The 1574-nt window shown below is 45.9% G+C and carries 1 protein-coding gene; it reads right to left on the bottom strand.

Annotated features, from left to right (window positions below; all coding sequences use genetic code 11):
- Positions 1 to 38 precede the first annotated feature (38 nt).
- Positions 39 to 1478 (bottom strand): ISNCY family transposase, encoded by a 1440-nt coding sequence (locus ACKTSG_RS14220; protein ID WP_407895679.1) that lies wholly within the window; start codon positions 1476 to 1478, stop codon positions 39 to 41.
- Positions 1479 to 1574: the final 96 nt, after the last annotated feature.

Below are 1574 nucleotides of genomic sequence, written 5' to 3' on the forward strand. Positions count from 1 at the left end.
TGTCAAGCGTTTTTCGACTTTGTCCAATAAATGAGTTGTTATTTGCTCGTTTGATAGACGACGTGATTTGCTTCATACACGTTCATGCCTCTTGAAACCAAGAAGTCCCGGTAATTCATCAAACGCCAGGGGTGTGTGATGGCTGGTGCCGATGGTTTCTTGGTTTTCTTTCTGGCTGGCGTTTCGATAATTACTTCAAACGCCGGCGAGTGAGCTTCATGGCGGCGAAGTCGACGTAACTCAAAGATATTGTCAGCTTTGTCTGTTGCGTATAATTTGCCTGTATAAGTCTGAATCGCCAGAACTTTAGTTTTTGGTGGGAGACAAATCAGTTCATCATCTTTGTACGTTTGATAAGTAACGGTATCAAGCTGTATAGTATGGCCTTTGGAGATCGTTCGCTCACGAGGAATGATTAGAGTTCGCTCAATTTCTGTCTCTGGGAGTTGTGTATCGTACACAGACGTGATACCTTCAGATGGAAGTGCAAATTGGTCATTGAAGCGTGGTAGATATGTTTCTAAGAACTGATTAGCTTCTTCACGTGATAAGATCTCTGCCAGTTTAAGCTCGCTGCGCAGGCGGCTCTGGAAGGTCTGAATCATTCGTTCTATTCGTCCTTTAGCTTGCGGAATACTAGTTACTGAGAGTTGCGTTCCCAGTGTCTGGCAGGCATAGCCAAAGGTCGTAAGTGGGTTCTCCAATCCGGGGACACCCGCTTTTTTATTGGAGTTAAAGACGGTCCGACGATCCGTTAGGATTTCATAAGGGACTCCGTGCTGTCTCAAGATTTGGGCAAAGACTTGGAAATATCCCTGAAGCGTTTCTTGATCTTCAAACCAAGCGCCAACAACTGTGCCGGAGGCATCGTCTACTGCGAGATGTAAGGTGATTTTAGGATGGTCTGAGCCGAGCCAATACTCTTGAGAACCATCCATCTGAATCAACTCGCCAATGTTCTTCTTTCGAGCACGAGAAGGATGCGCTTTGATCGGATCGACGGGCTCAACGGCTTGAAGTGTTTGAAGTTCACGTTTAGATAAAGGTTTGGCTTGTGTTTCTCGTTTCTTTAGCTCTTTGCGAACAGCGCGCTTCGTTGCTCGGTGAGCCTTAGGCGATAAACAGTGACGCTCTCGCAATATCCGGCGAACAGAGGATTCAGAGATTTGAATCTTTTCACGCTCGATCAGAAATTCATGGAAGTGTTTAATATTGAACCCCTCGTATTTCGTGGTATAAAGCTTAACGATTTGATTCTTAGTGTGGACTGAGATTTTATTGGCAGGGGTCTTTCCGGCATTGCCATGACGAAACGCTGACTTACCGGACTGGGCATACTGGGTAGTCAGGCGACGTACTTGACGATCACTCAGGTTAAGGGTAAGACACGCACGGGCTCGCGAAGAGCGGTGCTCGGCGACGTTTTTGATAACTTTGTACTTTTGATCCTCTTTCATGGTTAGGACAACCTCTTTCATGTGAATCCCTCCTAAAGCATTAATAATGCCACAGAGGGTGTGGGTTGGACAAAGTCGGTTACTTCTTACTTAAGACTTTATCGCTGGCGAACGACA

This window comes from Lacticaseibacillus salsurae, assembly GCF_045862175.1.
GTDB classification, from domain to species: domain Bacteria; phylum Bacillota; class Bacilli; order Lactobacillales; family Lactobacillaceae; genus Lacticaseibacillus; species Lacticaseibacillus salsurae.